This is a genomic window from Myxococcus sp. AB056 (assembly GCF_006547365.1).
In the GTDB taxonomy this organism is placed as follows: Bacteria; Myxococcota; Myxococcia; order Myxococcales; family Myxococcaceae; genus Myxococcus; species Myxococcus virescens.
Genome location: NZ_VHLB01000035.1, coordinates 1 through 14,781, shown reverse-complemented (window position 1 = coordinate 14,781; position 14,781 = coordinate 1). Strand labels below are relative to the sequence as shown.

The window sequence follows — 14,781 nt, the reverse complement described above, 5'->3', positions numbered from 1 at the left end:
CGGGCGGCCTCTCGCATTTCCGCCGCCAATCCCTGCTGCTCCCCGGCGTCCGGCGCATTACCTTTGCGGCCGTACATTCGCCGTCATCACGTCCAGGAGCAGATTGTGTCAGAGAGCCAAGTCCCCGACGCCGCCCGCCTCGTCACCTGCCCACCGGCCGAATTCACGCGTGCCGGTGAGGAGGCCATGGCCGCCGCCCGAGCGGGAATCGCCCAGCTCAAGGCCCTCCGCCCCCCCTACGTCACGCGCGAGGTGCTGGAGCTCTACGACGAGGCCACGGCCGCGCTCGACGATGCGGGAGCCCGCGCCAGCGTCGCCCGCCATGCGCACCCGGACGCCGCCATGCGCGAGGCCGCCGAGGCCGCCGAGCAGGCCCTGGAGACGCTCAGCAACGACATCCGCATGGACCGGGGCGTCTATGACGTGCTGGCCGCGCTGGATTTGTCCGGCGAGGACGCCGCCACGCGGAAGTGGATGGAGAAGGTGCGGCGGGAGTTCCGCCGCGCGGGCGTGGACCGGGATGACGCCACCCGCGCCCGGGTGAAGGCGCTCCAGGAGGAGCTGGTCCGCATCGGCCAGGAGTTCAGCCGCAACATCCGCCAGGACACGCGCACGGAAGCGCTGGCGCCGTCCGCGCTGGAGGGCCTGCCTGACGACTACGTGCGCGCCCACCCGCCCGGGCCGGATGGCAAGGTGCGCATCACCACGGACTACCCGGACATCGTCCCCTTCATGACGTACTCGCGTGATGCCCAGGCCCGCGAGCAGATGTGGCGCGTCTTCCGCCAGCGCGGCCATCCCGCCAACGCGGACGTCCTGCAGCGCATGGTGTCCCGCCGGAACGAGCTGGCCACGCTGCTGGGCTACCGGAACTGGGCGGCCTACGCCACCGAGGACAAGATGATTCGGGACGAGGGGGCCGCCTCGGACTTCATCGAGAAGATCGCCGCCGCGTCCGGTGCGCGCATGGAGCGCGACTACGCCACGCTGCTGGAGCGCAAGCGCCGTGACGTCCCTGGCGCCGAGCGCGTCAATCCGTGGGACCAGGCGTACCTGGAGGATCGCGTGAAGGCGGAGCAGTACGCCTTCGACTCGCAGGTGGTGCGGCCCTACTACGAGTACACGCGCGTGAAGCAGGGCGTGCTCGACCTGACGGCGCGTCTGTTCGGCGTCACCTACCGCCGCGTCGCGGACGCGCCGGTGTGGCACCCGGATGTGGAGGCCTACGACGTGTTCGAGGGCGCCACGCTGCGCGGGCGCTTCTACCTGGACATGCACCCGCGCGACGACAAGTACAAGCACGCGGCCCAGTTCACGCTGACCAGCGGGAAGTCGGGCCGGCGGCTGCCGGAAGGGGTGCTGGTCTGCAACTTCCCCCGTCCTGGCGCGGAGCCAGCGCTGCTCCAGCACAGCGACGTGGAGACCTTCTTCCACGAGTTCGGCCACCTGCTGCACCACATCTTCGGCGGCCACACGCGCTGGGCGGGCGTGTCCGGCGTGCGCACGGAGTGGGACTTCGTGGAGGCGCCGTCGCAGATGCTGGAGGAATGGGCGCGTGACACCGCCAGCCTCCAGACGTTCGCGAAGCACTACCAGACGAACGAGCCCATCCCCGCGGACGTGGTGGAGCGCATGCGCCGCGCGGAGGAGTTCGGAAAGGGCCTGTGGGTGCGCCAGCAGATGTTCTACGCGGCGCTCAGCCTGGAACTGTACCGGCGCAAGCCGGAGGGCGTGGACGCGGTGTCGCTCGTGCGCGAGCTCCAGGGGAAGTTCACGCCCTTCCCGTACGTGGAGGGCACCTACTTCCACCTCTCCTTCGGCCACCTCGACGGGTACTCGTCCAACTACTACACGTACATGTGGTCGCTCGTCATCGCGAAGGACCTGTTCACGGTGTTCCAGCAGAAGGGGATGCTGTCCCCGGAGCCCGCCCAGGCCTACCGGCGCGCGGTGCTGGAGCCGGGTGGTTCGGACGACGCGGCCCGGCTGGTGAATGCCTTCCTGGGGCGCGACTACGACTTCCGCGCCTATGAGGAGTGGCTCAATCAGGCGGCGTGACGTCCCGTCCGCGTTTCAGTTGCGCCCCCACTGCCGGGGGCGCGTGAAGCGGAAGAGGCCACTGGCCTCTTCCTGGGCGATGACGTCCGCCTCAGTGCCGAAGTAGCGGGCGCGCACCTCCTGGAGCCGGGCCTCCAGCGCATCGCCGGAGAGCGTCCGTGCCAGAGTTGTGCGCTCCGCCATGTACCGAAGGCCCGCTTCCCAGCGGGCATCCCGTGTCTGGTCCAGCGCGTCCCATCGCCGCAGCGCTTCGTCATTCAGCCCCATCTCCTGGCGCACGGCCCACAGGCTGCGCGCGCGTTCGGCCGGTGTCATGCCCGTCAGTTCACGTTGAACGGAGGGCAGCGCCAGGAAGCGATTCATCGTCTCCTGTGGATGCCGGGCGAGCTGCGCTGGTGCCCCGTCTCCGTAGACCTCTCCCAGCCGCGCCTTGTAGGCAGACAGCTTCTCCGAGAGGGGCAGGTCCTGCCTCGCATCAATCACCTGGAGCGCGTCCACCAGCGCCTGGTGCTTCAGCTCCGAAGCCCAGAGGCGTTGCGCCGTCTCCTTCCCGAAGAGGCGGTTGCGCGCATCCCAAACGGCGGCACGGCGCTGCTTCGAGTCCAACCCTCGCAGGTAGGCGTCGTTGTCTTTCACCCATTTCTCGTAGTCCAGACGGTCGCGCAGCAGGGTGGCCAGCGCTTCGTACTGACCGGGAAAGGCGCTGCGGAGGAATGTCTGGAGTTCTTCTCGCCACCGGTCTGGTGAGCGCGTCTGGAAATACCGCATGAGCTGCTCCAGCATCCGGAGCTGGACGGACGGTTCGTGCAGGCGCGCGCCGAAGCGCTCGAGCAGCGAGAGGCGCAGCACCTCCAACTCCAAGGCTAGGGGCTCTGCCGCCGGGGCTGCTGCGGTGACGGTGCCCGGTGTGGGCGGACGGCTCGCCGGGGTCCCCACGAGCGTTGGACTGTTGCGGCCCTGGGAACTCACGGGGCCAGGGGCGGGGGGCGCGCCAGCACTCTGTCCCACGGGGAGAAGCCGCCAGCCCAAGAGCAGGCCCAGTATGGCCGCACTCGCTCCCAGCACCCGGTTGGCTTGCAATCTCATGCCGCCAGGTCCTCGGACGTGACGACTCCAATGCCAATCACCCTCCAGTCCCTTGAGAGGAGCCGGAGGCCTCGGATGTTTTCCGTGTAACGAAGGTGATGGGCGAGTCCGTGAGTGTCTATGTTCTGATTTGGATTGTTCTCCGGGAGGACACCATGAAGTAGGTGATGACCTTGTTTGCCAGCGTTTCGCTCGGATTCCTCGTCAGTGCGTGCGGCGGAGCGGAGCTGGAGGATGCCGACGGCTCGACGCTGACCACGGCGGCGCAGGCCATCTGTGAGGGCTACATCCCTGGCGCCATCTGCTCCGTGGGAGTTCGCAGGTGGCGTCGACTGGGGCAATTGCCAGGATGTGGCGAACACCATCTGCGAGCGCACGACCTACGGCGCGTGCTGGAGCTGGAGCTACTGAGCCCGTCCCAGCCTGACCTCAAGGCCTCCCACGTCGCACCAGGGGCAGCCCGGCCTGGGCATACGTCCGCTTCTCGCGCAGACGTCCTGCTTCCCAGTGCAGGACGTCCAGCCCGTACCAGCCGAAGTGCTGGCCGTACAGCAGCCGGTACATGAGCTGGCGCGGGCCGCGGCGCGCGGACACCTCGTGCTGACAGCGCCAGCGCAACACGACCTTGCCTGCGGGCGCATCCACCACCATGTCCTCGGTGAGGAATCGGATGCGCCCGAAGTCACCGCGAAACTGCGCCGCGAAGGCCTCGCGCACCTGCGCGAGGCCCCGGCACAGCTTTCCGTCGTACGTCTCGTACAGCGCGTCCGGCGTGAAGTACGCCATCACCGCATCGAGGTCGTCGCGGTTGAAGGCGTCGGTGAAGGCCCGCACCACGTCCTCCAGCGCCGTCCGGCCGGCGTCGTCACCGGCCGGGAGGGAAGGGGAGGCGGGCCCTGTGCTCACGGATCCACCGGCGTCTGCTGGATGCGCCAGATTTCCTCGGCGTACTGCTTGATGGTCCGGTCCGAGGAGAAGATGCCGCCGCGCGCCACGTTGATGATGCACTTGCGCGCCCAGCTGTCGGCGTCCTTGTAGGCGTGCGCGACGTCCTCTTGCTTCGCCATGTACGACGGGAAGTCCGCCAGCATGAGGTAGCGGTCCTCCTCCAGGAGGCTGTCCACCAGCGGCTTGAAGAGGTGCTTGTCCTCCGGCGAGAAGAAGCCGGTGGAAATCAGGTCCAGCGCCTCGCGCAGCTCCTGGTGCTGGTTGTACTCGTCGCGCGGGCGGTAGCCCTCGCGCTTGCGAGCAATCACCTCGTCCGCCGTGAGGCCGAAGAGGAAGAAGTTCTCGTCGCCCACCGCGTCGCGAATCTCCACGTTGGCGCCGTCCAGTGTTCCCAGCGTCAGCGCGCCGTTGAGCATCAGCTTCATGTTGCCGGTGCCGGACGCCTCCATGCCCGCGGTGGAGATCTGCTCGGACACGTCGGCGGCGGGGATGATGCGCTCGGCCAGGCTCACGCGGTAGTTGGGGGCGAAAACCACCTGCAGGCCCGTGGTGCCCGCGTCGCTGTTCACCACCTCGGCGATGCCGTTGATGAGCCGGATGGTCAGCTTCGCCAGGTGGTAGCCCGGCGCCGCCTTGGCGCCGAAGATGAATGCCCGCGGGTGGATGATGGTAGACGGGTCCCTGCGCGCCTTCATCCACAGCGCCACGATGTGCAGCGCGTTGAGGAGCTGGCGCTTGTACTCGTGCAGGCGCTTGATCTGCACGTCGAAGATGGCGTCCGGATTGAGCTGCACCCAGCGCAAGTCACGGATGTGCCGGGCCAGGTCTTCCTTGTTGGCGCGCTTCACCTCGCGGAAGGCCTTGCGGAAGGCCGGGTCCTCCGCGTGCGCCTCCAGCTTCGTCAGCTTGTCCAGGTCCGTGACCCAGCCCTCGCCGATGCGGGACGTAATCAGCTTGGACAGGCGGGGGTTGCACCAGGCCAGCCAGCGGCGCGGCGTCACGCCGTTCGTCTTGTTGTTGAACCGCTCCGGGTTCATGGACGCGAAGTCCGTCAGCACGTCCCGGCGCAGCAGGTCGGTGTGCAGCGCGGCCACGCCGTTGACGCTGTGGCTGCCGACGACGGCGAGGTGGGCCATGCGAATCTTCTTCTCGGCCCCTTCCTCCACCAGGCTCATCCGCTGCATCTTCTCCTGGTCGTACGGGTAGCGAATCTGCACCTGCCGCAAGAAGCGCGAGTTGATTTCGTAGATGATTTCCAGGTGGCGGGGCAGCAGCCGCTCGAAGAGCGTCGCCGGCCACTTCTCCATCGCCTCGGCCAGCAGCGTGTGGTTGGTGTAGCCGAACGTCTCCTGGGTAATCGTCCACGCCTCGTCCCAGAGCAGGCGCTTCTCATCCACCAGCACGCGCATCAGCTCCGCTACGCCAATGGCCGGGTGCGTGTCGTTGAGCTGGATGGCCGCCTTGCGGGAGAAGTCCTTGAAGTCCGTGTGGTTCTTCAGATAGCGCCGGACGATGTCCGCGATGGAGCACGCGACGAAGAAGTACTGCTGCTTGAGCCGCAGCTCCTTGCCGGCCTGGAACGCGTCGTTGGGGTAGAGGACCTTGGAGATGACCTCCGAGTCGTTCTTCTCCACCACCGAGCGCTCGTAGTCGCCCGCGTTGAACAGCAGCAGGTCGAACTCCTCGGAGGCGCGCGCCTGCCACAGCCGCAGCGTGTTGACGGTGTTGTTGTGGTACCCGGCGATGGGCGTGTCATACGGAACGCCCACCACCGTCTTGCCACCCACCCAGCGCGCCACGGGCCGGCCATCCGGGCCCTGGTGGTGCTCCACGCGCCCGAAGAAGCGCACCGGCACTGCCTTCTCCGGCCGGACGATTTCCCACGGGTTGCCGAACTTGAGCCACTCGTCGGCGCGCTCCACCTGGTACCCGTCGACGATGTCCTGCGTGAAGATGCCGAACTCGTAGCGGATGCCGTACCCCATGCCGGGGTAGGCCAGTGTGGCCAGCGACTCCATGAAACACGCGGCCAGGCGGCCCAGACCGCCGTTGCCCAGGCCCGCGTCCGGCTCCATCTCCAGCAGGTTGGTGAGGTCCACCCCCACTTCCTGCATCGACTCGGTGGCCGCTTCGTACATCCCCAGGTTCAACAGGTTGTTGCCCAGGGCTCGACCCAGCAGGTACTCGGCGGAGAGGTAATAGGCGCGCTTGACGTCCTTTTCGTAATACGTGCGCGACGTCTTCACCCACCGGTCCGCCAGCCTGTCACGCACCGCGAGCGACAGCGCCATGAAGCGGTCGTGGGGGGTGGACGACTCGTAGTTCTTTCCGCGCGAATAGCGGACGTGGTCGAGGAAGGAACGGCGCAAGCTGGCCGCGTCGTGCCCGAGCCCGCTGTCGTCGGTCGTGGCCGGCTGGGCGGGGCGGGGCTGCTGGGAGGCGGAGGCAGGAGGGGCCATGGCGCGGGTATCTCTGGACGGAGTTGCTGCGGGTTCATGGTTTCGCGGGCACCGGGGTTTCCCGGGTTCGCGAACGCGCGTCAGGCTAGCGCAGCCATGTCTCGCATCGCACCGGTAAAGCGCGTCCCAGCCCTTGGGGACAGCTCACCTGGAAGGGCGGCGGACTGCCTGCCGGTGGATGGCGCGCCAACCCGGAGACGGATTGATGTAGAGATCGATCCGCCATGGGCTTTCCGCAGAACGACCTCGAACAACGGTTGGCCGTCATCCGTCCCGACGACACGGTGCGCGGGCTCGTCTTCAACGCGGTGTTCAACCTGACAGAGAAGAAGCTGGGCATGGAGGCGGCCACGCGCCTGCGTGAGCCCTTCTTCAAGCGCTCCCCGGTGGACTTCTTCTCCTACCCGGCAGTGGATGCCCTGCGCCTCTTGTACGCGACGTCGGAAGCGCTCACGCCCATTTACGGCTCCATGGAGGATGCGGTGCGGGCCTGCGGGGCCGCGGCCGTCACGCACTTCTTCCAGTCCACGGTGGGGCAGACGCTCAACCGGCTCATCGGCAAGGGCGACCCCAAGCGGCTCCTCTCCCACGCGCCCACCGCGTACTCGACGCTGGTGAACTATGGCCGGCGCGAATTCGCCGTGCTGGGAGACAAGCAGGTGCGCCTGGTCTTCCACGGGGACATGCAGCCGGTGCAGTACCACGAGGGCGTCTTGACGGAGGCGCTGAGCGTCGTTGGCTGCAAGAGCCGGGTGGTGGGCACGCCTCGCGGCGTGACAGGCGCTGACTACGTCATCACCTGGGAGTAGACCCGCGGCGCGCGTCCCACGGAGGGGACGCGCACGGCGTCACAGCGTCACGGCATGGCCGCGGCCTGCCCGGCGACGGCGGCCACGGACACGGCCTCCATCTGCCCTGTCAGCTCCTGCGCCTTGGCGAGGAAGTCCGGCAGCAGCTCCTTGGGCAGAGGGTCCGCGCGGGGGAACTGCTGGTTGAGCGGGTTGGTGTACTGGCCGTTGCGCTTGAGCCCGAAGTGCAGGTGCGGCCCGGTGGAGCGGCCGGTGTTGCCGGAGTAGGCGATGACCTGCTTCTGCCGCACGCGGGCGCCCGCGCGGACGCCTTCGCCGAAGCGCGACAGGTGCATGTACTGCGTCTCGAAGCCGTTGGCGTGGCGGATGACCACCATGTTGCCGGCGGCGCCCGCGTAGCCCGCCTGCGTCACCGTGCCATCCGCCACCGCCCACACCGGGGTGCCGATGGGGGTGCCGTAGTCCACGCCATTGTGGGCCTTGAGGTACTTGAGCACCGGGTGGAAGCGCGAGCCGAAGCGGCTGGTGACGTTGGCGTACTTCAGGGGCGTCTTGAGGAAGGTCTTCTTCGCGCTGGCGCCCTCCTCGTTGAAATAGTTGGGCTGCCCGTCCGGCAGCACGTAGCGGTACACCTTCTTGTTGCCCACGAGGCCGCCCGCGTACGTCGCCGCCAGCACGTCGCCGTAGCGCAGCAGGCGGCCCTTGGAGACGAACTTCTCCACCAGCGCGCGCGCCGTGTCGCCCTTGCGCACGTCACGGTAGAAGTCGATGTCCCAGGCGAACACGTCCGCCAGCACCATGCCGATGGCCGGGTCCTCGCCGGCGGCCACCGCCGCCTCGTACAGCGACGACTGGATTTCCAGCGCCACCACGGCGACCTGCTTCTCCACCTCGATGGCGCGCTTGCTGCCCACGTACTTCTCGCCGTCGCGGCGGACCTGCCACTCGTCCACCATGCTCTGGCGGTAGTCGAAGAAGTCCAGCTCCCCGTCGCGGATGACGAGCCGCAGCTGGTCGCCCACGCGCGACTTGCGGAAGTCGAACACGCCCTCCAGCGCGGAGATGACTGCGGCCACCTGCGCGTCCGGGAGCTGCGCATCGTGCAGCGCCTGCGCGAGCGTCTGGCGCGGCTCGATACGGCGGTTCTTGATGACGTGACGGACCGCGGCTTCGGACGTCGAAGCCAGCAGCGCGGCGGCCAGGCAGAGCAGGGGAGCGATTCTCATGGGAGCGGCGGCCGAGTGTAGTGGACGCCCTGGCGCTCGCCCAGCGAAGGGCCGGGAAATTTCCGGGCTCGGCTGCCTGGCTGCTTGAAGCCCCCGAGGAGCGCCTGGCCCAGCCTCCCTGCGCCCCCGAGGGAGGCGCTGCCCACCCGGTGTCCTCAGGGGCTCCTGCGCATCGACGAAGCCTGTGTCCGCGGGCCCGCGCTACCGCGAACAGGCGATGCCGTCGGTGAACCTTCGACGCACCGCCCGGGGCCGGGCACGGCTGCTCAGAGTTCCACCTTCCGCTCGGAGTGGCTCTGCCCGTCGAAGCGCAGAATGACGCCCTTGTTGTCGTACCGCGTGAGGATGTTGACGGGCCGGCGCCACAGGGACTGGAGGTTGCGCAGCGTCTCGCGGGCGTAGTCGCCCTTGAGGTCCTGTCCGTCGTGGCGGTGCGCCAGCAGCAGTTCGCTGCGGTTCTCGAAGTTGCCGTCCACCACCTCGATGATGGGCTGGCCGAAGTTGGTGAGTCCCTGGAGGAGCTTGTTCTTCACCTTCTTGAACTCGCGGTCGAGGATCTCCCAGGAGTTGCGCTTGTCGTTGAAGCCGTACACGAAGAGCTTCTGCTCCATCGCGAACTCGGGCGTCAGGAACGTGTCGATGAAGGTGATGTCGTTGTAGTGCTTGCGGACCTCGAAGATCTTCTCGCGGCCGGCGCCCAGCTTCTTGTCCCAGGAGCGGCGCGCGCGCAAATCATCGCACTCGTCCCACTCCTTGCCGAAGCGGCCCTTGTTCCACCGCTCCTCGATGTCGCGCCACAGCTCGATGCCGAGCTTGTACGGGTTGATGGCGCCAGGGCGGGTCCCCATGGTGCCGGAGTGGTGGTCCGCGTAGTCGATGATTTCGTCGTCCTTGAGGGCCCGGCGCGTCATGATGGTGGAGTGCCAGTAGCTGGCCCACCCCTCGTTCATGATTTTCGTCTGGCCCTGGGGCGCGAAGTAGTAGGCCTCGTCGCGCAGAATCGCGAGGATGTCCGCCTCCCACGGTTCCAGCGGCGCCTCTTCCAGCAGGAAGAGCAACACGTCGCGCTGGGGGCGCTCGGGGAACTTCTTGGCGCGCTGCTTCTCGTCCTCCACCTTCTTGCGCTGTGAGTCGAGGAACTCGGACGGGTTGATGTAGCCGCGCATGTATTCGCGGCCCACCTTGAAGCCCTCCACGCGCTCGTTGGCCTTGAGCTCGTCCTCGGCCTTCTTCGGGTCCGGGTTGCGCCGGATGTGCGGCGCGTGCTGGTCGATGAGGTTCTCCAGGCTCAGCGTCCGGTCGATGAAGTCCTCGACCTTCTCCACGCCAATCTTGTCCACCCAGCGCCTCACCCGCGTGGCGTGGTTGGCCATCTCATCAATCATCCGGCGGTTGGTGTGCCGGAAGGAGAAGTTGTTCTTGAAGAAGTCGCAGTGGCCGTAGACGTGGGCCATGACGAGCTTCTGGTCCACCTCCGGGTTGCTCTCCATCAAGTAGGCGTAGCAAGGGTCGTTGTTGATGACGAGCTCGTAGATCTTGCTCAGCCCGTACTCGTAGCCCTTGGCGAGCTGCTCGTACTCCATGCCCCAGCGCCAGTGGGGATAGCGGGTGGGAAAGCCGCCGTAGGCGGCCACCATGTTCATCTCGTCGTAGGACACCATCTCGAAATGGGTGTCGAAGAAGTCCAGGCCGAACTCCTTGGCGTAGCCATGGATTTCGTCGCGGAGCGAGGCGAGGCGAGGTGGGAGGCTCTTGGGCATCGGGCAGTCGCTCCAGTGGGAAAGGACCGCTGAAGTCAGCGGCCCTTGCCGAGGAAGTTCTTGATGGACGCGTAGATGGCGTCCTTGTCCGCGATTTCGCTCAGCGCGACGTTGGGCGTGTCTCCCACCGCCTCGCGCAAATCCTTGATGAACTGGCCGCTGCCGTAGGGGGACTCCACCTGGCCATAGGCGAACTGGTTGACGTTGGGCAGCACGTCGTTCCGCAGCATTTCAATGCACTGCCGCGTGTCGTCCGCGCTCCAGTTGTCCCCGTCGCTGAAGTGGAACGGGTAGATGTTCCACGCGCTCTTCGGGTAGTCCGCCAGGATGATGTCCCGGCAGAGCTTGTAGGCGCTGGAGATCATCGTCCCGCCGGACTCGCGGGTATGGAAGAACGTGTCGCGGTCCACCTCGCGCGCCACCGCGTCGTGGATGATGTAGCGCGCCTCCAGGCCCTTGTATTGGTGGCGCAGCCACGTATCGAGCCAGAAGCTCTCGATGCGGACGATCTCCTTCTGCTCGTCACCCATGGAGCCGGACACGTCCATCATGTAGATGATGACCGCGTTCGTTTCGGGCAGGTCCTGGAGCTTGTAGCTGCGGTAGCGGCGGTCCTCGCGCGTGGGGATGATGACGGGCCGCGCCGGGTCATACGTGCCAGCGGCAATCTGCCGCCGCAGGGCCTGCTTGAAGGTCCGCTTGAAGTGCCGCAGCGACTCCGGGCCGGTGGTGTTGACGCCGGTGTAGCGGATCTTCTGGGTGATGATGCGCTCGTTCTGTCGCCGCTCGATGTTGGGCAGCTGCAGCTCCTCGCCCAGAATCTGGGCGAGCTCGTCGAGCGTGACGTCCACCTCCATGGCGTGGTCGCCTTCGCCCTGGCCGGCCTGCTTGCCCTCCCCGGGCTCCACCGCCCCGGGGCCGAGCTGCTGGCCGACGTCGCCGTCACCCTGTCCGACGCCCCCCTGTTCCTTGTGTCCGTACTTGAAGCGGGGGATGTCGATGAAGGGGATGGGGATGGAGATGGCGTCCTTCCCCTTCTTCCCAATCATCTCGCCCTTCTGCACGTACTTGCGCAGGTTGGCTTTGATCTTCCCCCGGACGATCTGTTTGAAGCGGGAGTGGTCCTGGTGGATCTTCAAGGTCACGACGGCTCGCCCCTCTCTGGTGTTACTCCTTCGCGTCGCCGCGGGCGAAGATGCTGGCCACGAAGTTCAGCACGTCCGTGGAGCAGATTTCGCAGTAGCCGTAGTTCTTCATCATCCGGTCCTTCACCAGGTCGATCTTCTCCTGCGTCTCCTTGTCGACGACGGAGGACACCAGGTTCTTGAGCTTGATGCTGTCCTTCTGGTCCTCGAACAGCTTCAGCTCCAGCGACTTGTGGAGCCGCTCGTTGGTCCGGTAGTTGAAGGTCTTCCCCTCCACCGCGAGCGCGCCGATGTAGTTCATGATTTCGCGGCGGAAGTCGTCCTTGCGGGTATCGGGGATGTCGATCTTCTCCTCGATGGACCGCATCAGCCGCTCATCGGGCTCCTCGTAGAGGCCGGTGTACTTGTTCTTGACCTTCTCCTTCTGGGTGTAGGCCTTGATGTTGTCGATGTAGTTGCCGCACAGCTTGGCGATGGCGTCCTCGTCCGCGGAGATGGCGCGCTGGACCTCGTTCTTGACGATGTCCTCGTACTCCTGCTTCACGGACGTGAGCAGCTCCTTCATCCCCTTGCGCGTGTCCTCGTTGTTGATGAGGGAGTGCGTCTTGAGGCCGGCCTCCAGCTCGTTGAGGACCATGAAGGGGTTGATGCAGCCCTCGCCCTTGTCGCTCACCAGGGCGTTGGAGATCTTGTCCTGGATGTAGCGCGGGGAGATGCCTTCCAGGCCCTCGCGGTTGCTCTCCTTGCGCAGCTCCTTGATGTTGTCCTCGGTGAAATTCGGGAGGGTCTTGCCGTTGTAGAGCTTGAGCTTCTGGAGCAGCGACAGGTTGTGCTTCTTGGGCTCCTCCAGGCGCGTGAGCACGGCCCACATGGCGGCCATCTCCAGCGTGTGCGGAGCGATGTGCTTGCCCTTGATGGCGCGGGAGTTGAAGTCCTTCTCGTAGATCTTCACCTCTTCGGACAGCTTGGTGATGTACGGGACGTCAATCTTCACCGTGCGGTCTCGCAGGGCCTCCATGAACTCGTTGTTCTCGAGCTTCTTGTACTCGGGCTCGTTGGTGTGGCCGAGGATGACCTCGTCGATGTCCGTCTGCGGGAACTTCTTCGGCTTGATTTTGTGCTCCTGCGACGCGCCGAGCAGGTCGTAGAGGAACGCGACGTCCAGCTTCAGCACCTCGACGAACTCGATGATGCCGCGGTTGGCGATGTTGAACTCGCCGTCGAAGTTGAAGGCGCGCGGGTCGGAGTCGGAGCCGTACTCGGCGATCTTCCGGTAGTTGATGTCACCGGTGAGCTCGGTGGAGTCCTGGTTCTTCTCGTCCTTGGGCTGGAAGGTGCCGATGCCCACGCGGTCCTTCTCGCTGAAGACGAGCCGGTTGACGCGGATGTGGCTCATGACCTTGGCGAAGTCGCCCTGGTACTGCGTCATCAGGTCCTTGAAGACGAAGCGGCAGGCGGGGCACAGCTCGGAGCCATCCGGAATGGTGTAGCCGGACTCGGGCGGAGACAGCTCGGCGTAGATCTTGGAACGCCACTCCCGGGGGATGAGGTTGAGCGGCTCCTCGTTCATCGGGCACTTCATCTTCTCCTTCACCGGGGCGCCGTCCGAGCCCTTCTTGTCGGTGAGCCAGGAGAAGGTGTACGCGGCGCCCTCCGGCGTCTTGGAGTAGTCCTCGGTGCCCTTCTTCAGCAGGCGCGCGATGGTGGACTTGGACGAGCCCACGGGGCCGTGGAGGAGGATGACGCGCTTCTCGGTGCCGTAGCCCTGCGCGGCGGACTTGAAGACGTTGACCAGCTTCATGAGCGGGACATCGAGCCCGAAGATGGCGTCACGGCCGCCGAACTTCTCGTCACTGAAGAAGTGGTAGCGGATGAGCTTCTTCTTGTTGTCGATGTACTCCGTCTTTCCGTGGCTGAGGATCATGTCGTAGATCCTCTGGAAGGCGGTGCGGGTGACCTTGGGGTTCTGCCGGACGATTTCGAGGTACTCCTCGAACGAGCCTTCCCAGTTGAGCTCCGCGTAGGTCTTCACGTCCTGCAACGCGGCGATTCTGGAGACCCACGAACCCTTCTCAGCGTCCTTCATGTCTCTCCCTCGGAGCCACCCGGGGACGCGGAAAGCCGCGCCGACTGGGGGGCCAAAATGGTCAACCTGGAGGGCATGACTGCCATTCCACACCCACCCCGACGAGGTCCCAGGCACGACAGCCCTGCTGCCCCTTCGGGACCCCGCCGCGGAGTGGGACCGCGCGTTACGCTCGTGTCAGGGGTGGAACGCCCGAAGGCGCACCCCCTCCACGGGGTGAAAAGGCATCTTGATTATAAGGGCCCTCGCCCACGGGGGTAGGCGCACACCGGCTGCACGAAGGGTAGTGAACGCCTGAACGGTCATTTCCCAGGCGCCCGGCAGCAGCAATGCTCGTGTGGGTTGTGGGGCAGCGTGCCCTTTCACTCCACATGTCGGCGCGGAGCCTTCACGGACGAGGTTGGCGTTGCATGCATGAAAGCAGTCGGGCGGCCGTGCGGGATGGGCGTCGGGTACCGAGTGAGTGTCGTGCGGCGGACGCGCGTCCCGCGAGGTGACAAGGGGATGATGCTCCGCTCACGTCACGGCGAGGCGCGACGGACATCGCGCATGTCATGCCAGGTATCGGGCAGGCGGGAATGGGCTCGTGGTCCAGGGGCTCGTCGCCACCAGGCATGCCGCGTGAGACATCAGGGCGTGTAGGAAGGCGACCCGTGGCTCGAAAAGGTGCCGCCAGAAGCCGGATGGGACCTCGAGGCTTGCTGGCAGGCGGCTTGTCGCCCGCATTCAAGCTCATCGCATGAGACATCAAGGACTGCGGAAGGTGGCTCGTCGCAGGCCCTGCTTCACTCGAAGGGTCTCCCATTCTGGACGGCTCAGGGGCGTGCACGAGAGGACGGCCACTGAGCATGGCGTATGCAGTGGGGCATGGGCGCGTGTCCTTCCCTGGAGCCTCCTGGTGCCCGTCCTGCTCGTCGCAACCTGTCTTCTTGGCGCATGGGTCCAGGCAACAGTCCCTCATGCGGACGGAGGCGTGGTGGCGACGGCACTGCTCGATGCAGGGCGCTCACCTCGCCGAGCGCTGCGGCTGGAGCAGCGGCCAGGGTGGGGCCAGGGCATGGTGGTGTCTGTCTCTCCCGAGGTTGAGACGGTGCTGGGCGTGGGGGCCGGCCGTGAGCTGCGAACGGAGTATGGCCCCGAGGTCTCGGTGCCGCTCTACGTGGAATGGCAGGCGGGGGCGGGGAGGGGACAGGCGCGCTACCAC

The 14,781-nt window shown here is 66.2% G+C and carries 9 protein-coding genes and 1 pseudogene; 3 read left to right on the top strand and 7 right to left on the bottom strand.

Annotated features, from left to right (window positions below; all coding sequences use genetic code 11):
- Positions 1-105 precede the first annotated feature (105 nt).
- Positions 106-2,058, top strand: coding sequence for a M3 family metallopeptidase (locus tag FMP39_RS17170; RefSeq protein ID WP_090490379.1), 1,953 nt, complete (start codon positions 106-108; stop codon positions 2,056-2,058).
- Positions 2,059-2,073: 15 nt separating this feature from the next.
- Here the strand turns inward: FMP39_RS17170 and FMP39_RS17165 are convergent, their stop codons facing one another.
- From FMP39_RS17165 to FMP39_RS17155, 3 genes are all read right to left on the bottom strand, one after another.
- The gene (locus FMP39_RS17165) at positions 2,074-3,144 is read right to left on the bottom strand and encodes a lipase secretion chaperone (RefSeq protein ID WP_141591422.1); all 1,071 of its coding nucleotides are present in this window, start codon (positions 3,142-3,144) and stop codon (positions 2,074-2,076) included.
- Between the two features lie 429 nt (positions 3,145-3,573).
- A complete protein-coding gene (locus FMP39_RS17160; RefSeq protein ID WP_141591419.1) occupies positions 3,574-4,050 on the bottom strand; it encodes a nuclear transport factor 2 family protein in 477 nt (158 codons plus the stop codon).
- Positions 4,047-6,551: a glycogen/starch/alpha-glucan phosphorylase gene (locus tag FMP39_RS17155; RefSeq protein WP_141591417.1), complete on the bottom strand. Its 2,505-nt coding sequence runs from the start codon at positions 6,549-6,551 to the stop codon at positions 4,047-4,049. The genes FMP39_RS17160 and FMP39_RS17155 overlap by 4 nt, the downstream gene beginning before the upstream one ends.
- Positions 6,552-6,775: 224 nt before the next feature.
- Here FMP39_RS17155 and FMP39_RS17150 point away from each other — a divergent pair, with 224 nt between their 5' ends.
- On the top strand, positions 6,776-7,360 hold the full coding sequence (locus FMP39_RS17150; protein ID WP_141591415.1) for a DUF2378 family protein: 585 nt from the start codon (positions 6,776-6,778) through the stop codon (positions 7,358-7,360).
- Positions 7,361-7,407: 47 nt separating this feature from the next.
- Here FMP39_RS17150 and FMP39_RS17145 read toward each other — a convergent pair whose 3' ends face one another.
- The 4 genes from FMP39_RS17145 to FMP39_RS17130 form a co-directional block, all read right to left on the bottom strand.
- Positions 7,408-8,586: a M23 family metallopeptidase gene (locus tag FMP39_RS17145; RefSeq protein WP_141591412.1), complete on the bottom strand. Its 1,179-nt coding sequence runs from the start codon at positions 8,584-8,586 to the stop codon at positions 7,408-7,410.
- Positions 8,587-8,852: 266 nt separating this feature from the next.
- Entirely contained in the window at positions 8,853-10,346 is a 1,494-nt protein-coding gene (locus FMP39_RS17140) for a SpoVR family protein (RefSeq protein WP_141591410.1), read from the bottom strand.
- A gap of 35 nt (positions 10,347-10,381) precedes the next feature.
- Positions 10,382-11,491, bottom strand: coding sequence for a DUF444 family protein (locus tag FMP39_RS17135; RefSeq protein WP_141591408.1), 1,110 nt, complete (start codon positions 11,489-11,491; stop codon positions 10,382-10,384).
- Between the two features lie 22 nt (positions 11,492-11,513).
- Entirely contained in the window at positions 11,514-13,577 is a 2,064-nt protein-coding gene (locus tag FMP39_RS17130) for a PrkA family serine protein kinase (protein ID WP_141591406.1), read from the bottom strand.
- Between the two features lie 976 nt (positions 13,578-14,553).
- On the opposite strand from FMP39_RS17130, the pseudogene FMP39_RS17125 reads away from it, so the two are divergent.
- A pseudogene (locus FMP39_RS17125) lies at positions 14,554-14,781 on the top strand (hypothetical protein); the annotation flags it as partial.